This window comes from cf. Phormidesmis sp. LEGE 11477, from assembly GCF_015207105.1.
GTDB lineage: Bacteria > Cyanobacteriota > Cyanobacteriia > Phormidesmidales > Phormidesmidaceae > Phormidesmis.
This window is the reverse complement of the sequence record NZ_JADEXO010000190.1, coordinates 1-6,333: the sequence shown is the minus strand read 5'-3', so window position 1 is coordinate 6,333 and position 6,333 is coordinate 1. Positions and strand designations below refer to the sequence as shown.

At 49.3% G+C, this 6,333-nt stretch carries 9 protein-coding genes; 3 read left to right on the top strand and 6 right to left on the bottom strand.

The genetic code is table 11. From position 1 onward, the window contains the following. Positions 1-585: histidine phosphatase family protein (locus IQ256_RS27970; protein WP_228025362.1), on the top strand; the 585-nt coding region annotated here is incomplete at its 5' end. A 135-nt stretch (positions 586-720) separates the two neighbouring features. Further along, the gene (locus tag IQ256_RS27965; RefSeq protein WP_193858969.1) at positions 721-1,080 is read left to right on the top strand and encodes a hypothetical protein; all 360 of its coding nucleotides are present in this window, start codon (positions 721-723) and stop codon (positions 1,078-1,080) included. 78 nt (positions 1,081-1,158) lie between these two features. Here the strand turns inward: IQ256_RS27965 and IQ256_RS27960 are convergent, their stop codons facing one another. From IQ256_RS27960 to clpS, 5 genes are all read right to left on the bottom strand, one after another. Then, positions 1,159-1,815, bottom strand: a complete 657-nt coding sequence (locus IQ256_RS27960) for a hypothetical protein (RefSeq protein ID WP_193858968.1) — start codon at positions 1,813-1,815, stop codon at positions 1,159-1,161. 88 nt (positions 1,816-1,903) lie between these two features. Next, positions 1,904-2,323 carry a hypothetical protein gene (locus tag IQ256_RS30195; protein ID WP_255516250.1) on the bottom strand — a complete coding sequence of 140 codons (420 nt, stop codon included), beginning with the start codon at positions 2,321-2,323 and terminating at the stop codon, positions 1,904-1,906. Next, positions 2,320-3,045 (bottom strand): hypothetical protein, encoded by a 726-nt coding sequence (locus IQ256_RS30190; protein WP_255516249.1) that lies wholly within the window; start codon positions 3,043-3,045, stop codon positions 2,320-2,322. Before IQ256_RS30190 ends, IQ256_RS30195 begins: the two co-directional genes overlap by 4 nt. Positions 3,046-3,060: 15 nt before the next feature. After that, positions 3,061-3,381, bottom strand: a complete 321-nt coding sequence (locus IQ256_RS27950; RefSeq protein WP_193858967.1) for a DUF2103 domain-containing protein — start codon at positions 3,379-3,381, stop codon at positions 3,061-3,063. Positions 3,382-3,481: 100 nt separating this feature from the next. Beyond that, positions 3,482-3,835, bottom strand: coding sequence for an ATP-dependent Clp protease adapter ClpS (clpS, locus tag IQ256_RS27945; RefSeq protein ID WP_193858966.1), 354 nt, complete (start codon positions 3,833-3,835; stop codon positions 3,482-3,484). A 702-nt stretch (positions 3,836-4,537) separates the two neighbouring features. Here clpS and IQ256_RS27940 point away from each other — a divergent pair. Beyond that, the gene (locus tag IQ256_RS27940) at positions 4,538-4,837 is read left to right on the top strand and encodes a hypothetical protein (RefSeq protein WP_193858965.1); all 300 of its coding nucleotides are present in this window, start codon (positions 4,538-4,540) and stop codon (positions 4,835-4,837) included. Between the two features lie 109 nt (positions 4,838-4,946). Here IQ256_RS27940 and IQ256_RS27935 read toward each other — a convergent pair. Beyond that, positions 4,947-6,333, bottom strand: a 1,387-nt coding sequence (locus tag IQ256_RS27935; RefSeq protein WP_193858964.1) for a cobaltochelatase subunit CobN, incomplete at its 5' end; no start/stop codon positions are given.

Below are 6,333 nucleotides of genomic sequence, written 5' to 3'. Positions count from 1 at the left end.
ATACAGCCTCTAGATATGATTTCGATGAGCAAATCGATCACCTTAATCCGGCACGGTCCGCCTGCGGTATCTGTGCGGCAGCGAGTTCCAGGTAATCAATTTCGACAATTTATCGAGCGCTACGATGACGCCAGAATTGAACACCGGGCGCGGCCTCCAATAGCGGCTATGCAGGTTATGGCCCAGGCCGATCGAGTATTTGCTAGCCATCGACCTAGAGCACTGCACACTGCTGAGCTGTTAGGGGTACCCAGGCCACCTATCGTCAACTCGCAATTTCGAGAAATAGAGTTTCCGGTCGATTTTCCTGAGCACTTTCGGTTTTCGGCGCTGACTTGGTCAGTCATTGCCCTAACCCTGTGGAGACTAGGCTACAGCACTGGGTGTGAGTCTTTTGCTAGGGCAAAGCAGCGAGCGAGCGCCGCCACCGATATTTTAGAGGCACAGACTTCAAGCGGCAGGGTCGTGCTCGTAGCCCATGGTGGCATCAATCGACTGATTGCCAAAGAACTCAGACGCCGAGGCTGGCAAGGACCCAGATTGCCGCGTAGTCGGCATTGGGGCTGTACAACCTATTGCCGATAGATCCAGATAGGGAGCAGATAGAAGATTCCTCTTTTTCTATTTCCCTTTTTTATTTCCTCTTTTTTATAGAGAGCTGTGCGTTCGATGCTAGGCGATGATAGAGGCAAACTTGTTAGGAGTTCAAAGTAAAAAGTAATGACTAATAGTGCTTCTGTGCCAGAAAATACAATTGAAAAGACCGGTGATAAAGCTAGCGACCGGGTTAGTAAAAGTTTGCTAGAGGTGACCTTGGATGGCGCGATCGCCCTAGCCAAAGAAAGCGGCAACTCTTCGCCAGCCACTACCCAGTTTGAAGCTTTGCTAGCCCAAGTCGAAGCAGACCATTCAGCCGTCGCCCCCCTGCTCAAGACACTGTGGCAAGAATACCTATCTGCTCAGCGCTCGGCGACCTTCTGGCAAAACATGAGTGATGCTGAGAAAGATCTCTCAGAAAAAATGAGCGAAAGCAATATTCAACTCAAGCAAAACTACATGCGCCTGATTCAAGAGCAGTAGCATTCAAGATCAGTCGTATTCAAAAGCAGTCGTCGCCGAGCTAAGCAGCGTCGAAGCTCTCAATAATCTCAATATTTCCTACTGTGGCAACCCCGAAATCACTAGCTGCCCATCCACCACTCGAATATCTTCCGGGGTCAGGCCCTGCTGCTCTAACAGCACGCTGAGCTGTCGCTCGATATCCGTTTGAGAGAAGCCATATTGACTGGCGATGTTTGCAATTGGTAGCTTCAGCTGACCAATTTTGACGTTGGTATTCGACAGACTAACCTGCCCGTCGACCACGCTAGGACTGCCTGCTATCCCTACATAGACCTTGCGGTCATTGAGGAAGGGAAAGGTTCGAGTCATCTGCTCTATGGCCTGCTGCCCCTCGGCGGGCAAAGAATCGAGCGGAATGTCGGAAAGGTTGATTCTGACGCCGCTTTCAATGCGATCGCCTGCAATCACAGTATCAACGCCTTGGGTCAGATCCAAGATAGAGGAGGTCTGCGGATAGCGTGCGATCGCATCAGCTACCATATCGTTTAGTTCAGCTTCTGAGATTACAACGTCATCTGGCGCGAAAGTTTGTGTGCGCTGAGCCGGCGTCGCTTCAGCAGCAATCACAGCAGACTGACGGTCTCTTTGAACAAGAGCACCCAACCCATCGCCGTCTGTTTTCAACATCGCATAGCCAATACCGCCGCCAATAGCAGCCGCAGCAACCGTCACACCGACCAAGAACATTTTCATAGCTGATACAAAAAATCTCGCGCTGCGAGTAAAAGGATGTACTGAGTCTCTACAGTTTAGAAAGAAACGATTCCGCTGGTTATACAAACTAGGACAGTTGCTTAGCTAGCTCTAGACAGGTCGCTAGAGGTGCATCCGTTTTGATTGCCTGAGTGGATAGATGGGTACTGCTCGCTCTAAACCCTGCATCCTTCAACCCATCGATCAGCCGCTGTCTAGGCGGAATATCTATCTGGGCTCGCCTGCCAATCTCAGCAAGCGGATAGAAGTAAGGAGGTAGGTTGGCTTCAGCGATCATAGTCTCAATCAGCGCGGCGCGATCGCACCAGTCTTTTTGAACGGCAACGCGCTGCATAGCCGCCAAATCATCTAAATTGTGCAAAGGGCCAAGCCACATAGGCCCACTTACAACTGGCGGATCTACGCTTTGACAAGTGCAGGTTGCTCCTTTGCCGAGCTGTTTCCAGCCTAGCGTGCCAAACTGTCCGCAAGCATGACAGTAGGTCAAAAATCCATAGCGATCACGCTGCCAGGCTGACGCCTAGTAACTCTGATCATCACCCGATTCACTTCCCCGTGATACCAGGAAAAAACAGGCCAAGCCCCTAGCCCTCTAGCTGCCGCCTGCTGAACAGCTAAGCCGATGAGCAAACGCAATCCCTGCTCGTGAACCGCCGGATGAGCCCGAGCGTAGGCACTGTAGAATCGCAGACTGCTATCTGGCGCGCGGCCACTCGTCGTCCGGCCATCAGTACTTGTCAGGTAGAGCAGGCCGCCGAGTTTGACCGCCCAGAGGCTATTGCCAAGTGCAGGCATGGGGCTACCAAAGCTATCAATGTCAATCAGATCGTAGAAATCTTGACGCAGATACGCCTCGAAAAAAATAGCGTTAGCATTCTGATGAGTCAGGCGATAGCGATCGGTAAACAAACGCGAATCGAGGTTAGCTCGAAGATTATCCTGGATCAGCTCGCTCAGTTTTTCGTTACCCTCATTTACCCAAACATAGTCGGCTTCTGCCTCCAGCAAATAGCGCACGGCCCTGACCCCACAGCCCGCCATTGCCTCCATAATTCGCAGCTGGCCGTCCTCAACAGAACGGCGCTTGTAAGCCAGTGCTGCAAGTATGGCTAGATCGCGTCCTATTTGACTGCTAGCTCTAAAAAATGCGCTCCCCGTAGAGAAATGGGCTGCACCTTCTGTCTGCCAATCGGTATTGCAAGAATGCATAGGGGGTTGGGTGATTTATGGCAGGAGAGGTGCGATCGCCTTTTCTAGCTCGCTCTTGCTCAGCTCAGTCACCACAAATACTTCCTGCGCCGACTTTCCCTTACGCGCAATCAGCTTATGCCCCCCTCTGATTGCCACCGAGACCTTCAGTCGCAGCGCTGGCGCATTAGACCTAGCGCGCGAGATCACAGCAGGAGTAATCGTCTGAATACGAGGGACGGTAGCCAGCTTTTCTAGCAGCGGAATTAGACCTGGAATGTAGGTAGAGTGAGTAATCACGACCCTACCTTTGTCGAGCGGCTGGTTAGCAACAGCGCTATTACTGCCTCTAGCCAACTTTGTAGCGGTTCCCTTATTAGCTTTTTTGCTAGATGATTTTTTCGCAGACGACTTTTTCCCAAAGTTTTTCTTGCCAGTCCCTTTTCTCCCCACAAACCTAAGCCTTCTCCAAAGGAGCCATCGTCAGTCCGGCGCGTATCAGCTGAGAATGATACAGCTCTGCTTGTTCTAGGGGCCCTGTCCAAACAATAGCCTGACCCTCATTGTGTATCTGGTCAGCTAATTCCCATGCTTGGTCACTATCCATACCAGGAATGTAGGTCGTCAGCGTTCTAACGACATGTTCAAAGGTATTGAAATCGTCGTTGAGGACGATAATCTTGTAGTTTGGATACTTCTCTTTGACAGCACTAATTGATCTTTCCTTGATGGCCGTCGGCGAAGCGGAGGTAGCTGTAATAGAAGCTGCTCGGCGTATTTCTGTTTTTGTATGGGCGATCACAGAACTCATAGACGTTTTGTCGAATATCAATCATCTGTGCAGATTATAATATTGGTTCATCCCAGAATAAAAGAGAGCCAATAAAGCATAAAAGAGAGCTAATAAGGCAACTTCAGAGCAGATAAACGGGCAACTTAACTAATAGAAGTATTGACTGCCTATCGCTCTGTACTATTCTCTTCAATAAGAGCTCTTTGATAGTTACAGAAAGAATAGAAAGTTAACGTTTTAATAACCAAAAAGCTAAATTAGATACAGACAATCAGAAGAGACTCGTTTTAGATGCTTTGCATTCACAAACGAACACAAAAACTTACAGTGAAAAATGACGCTATGAGTGATAGAAATTCACACAATTTTTAAGGTTGAGACGGTAGAGACTGCCTTCTTCGACGTAATTTAGAATGTAGTCTGGGCATGTGAATGTCACAAGAGCAAAGGATACATAAGTAAAGGTCTCTTAACTTATAAGATATAGTTTGACACATAGTACGTCCAAAGTAATACAATGCGTACTACGCAAGCGGCTAGAATCACCTTTGTACAAGCAAAAAGAGGTGAAAGGACATTCGTAAAGGGATATTAAGTGTATCCGCCTACATGACTTGAGATAGTCAGCTATTACTGCATGAATCTTGCTTGGATAGACTAACTGTCAGGCCATAGTTTAGAAAACATAATGGAGCGCGCAGCATAGGAAACGTTAATACGATGGTAAAAACAAAAGCGTCGATCGCAGAACAGGACGATACGCCAGACCACGCGAAAAGCGAAGGACTTGAAGAGCTTCAAGAGATAATGAAGCAGCTTATTTTAGAACAGAGACTCAATCGTCAAGAAGTGCCTGATAAGGACGCTGCTGCAGATCCGCCTCCGACGACCAAAGATATGACAGAGGTTGCAAAGAAGTACCTTACCTTAGAGAAGCTCAAAGGCAAGCGTAAAAACGGACGCTTCTTAATGGAATTTGAGGAAGGACTTGAAACTTTAGTTCAAGAGTTCTCGCTTTAATAGTTGAAAGTCGATTCTTTTGTATAAGTTTTAACCTTCCAAAAGGTCCCTGTTACTGATGCTAATAGGGACCTTTTGATGTATGAGTTTCTGGAGATAATAAACTTAGCTAATGATTAGACAGGCCCGCTTCAATTTTACCTTCGGCTGCGTGGGCAATTGCTCGTAACCTATCTACCATTTCCTCGTTAACCTCTTGCCACAGCCCTCGTTGATCTGCCTCTAACAGCCGCTCTGCCATATCTCGCAGCGCCCAAGGATTTGACTTTTCTACAAACTGCCTTACTTCCGAATTAAAGAGGTAAGCTTCGGCAACGCCCACATACATATGATCTGCCGCGCAGCCGGTGGTCGCGTCGTAGGCAAATAGATAATCGACCGTTGCTGCCATCTCAAACGCGCCCTTGTAGCCGTGTTGCATGATGCCTTTGATCCATTTGGGATTGATCACACGTGAGCGGTAGACGCGGGCAATTTCTGCAGTGAGCGATCGCACCTTTGGATTCTCTGGTATGGCATTATCACCGAAGTAAGTCACAGGCGCTTCACCGCGCTTTGCTTTCACCGCTGCTGTCAATCCCCCTTGAAACTGATAGTAGTCATCGGAATCGAGCAAATCATGTTCGCGATTGTCTTGGTTTTGCAGCACAATCTGCATATTTTCTAGGCGCTGACCGAAAGCTTCTGGCGCGCTGTGACCCTCTGCGTTTCCTGTGTAGGCATAGCTACTCCAGTTGATGTAGGCGCGGGCCAGATCGGCGTCGCTCTTCCAGTTTTGCGATTCAATTAATCCCTGAAGTCCAGCGCCATAGGCACCAGGTTTAGATCCAAAGATGCGGTAGCGCGATCGCTCTAAACTTTGAGCCTGATCGAGTCCTTTTTGCTGCCACTGCTCGTACTCTGCTTGAACTCGGGCCGCTAGCTGATTTTGCTCTGCCGGTTCATCCAGCTTAGAAACAGCGATCACCGCCTGGTCAAACAAAGAAATCAGGTTGGGAAAAGCATCTCGAAAAAAGCCAGAGATCCGCAGCGTCACGTCTACTCTAGGGCGACCCAGCAAAGACAATGGCAGAATTTCAAAATCTACCACGCGCCGACTGGGGCCATCCCACACCGGTCGAACACCGATGAGGGCTAATGCTTCTGCCATATCATCACCGCCGGTTCTCATGGCCGAAGTGCCCCACATAGAAAGACCGAGCGTCTGAGGATACTCGCCCTGTTCTTGGGTATAGTTTTCGATCAAGATTTCGGCGGCCTTGCGACCCATATCCCAGGCGCTTTCGGTCGGAATAGCGCGAATATCCACCGAATAGAAGTTACGACCTGTCGGCAAGACCTCCGGGCGATTGCGAGTCGGTGCGCCCGAAGGGCCACTAGGAACGTAGCCGCCGTTAAGGCCGTGGAGGAGGTGGGTGATTTCGTCGGTGGTTTGGTAGAGGTTTGGTAGGAGAGTGTGCTTGATCCAGGTGAGAGTGGGGGTGAGGGGGTGAGGG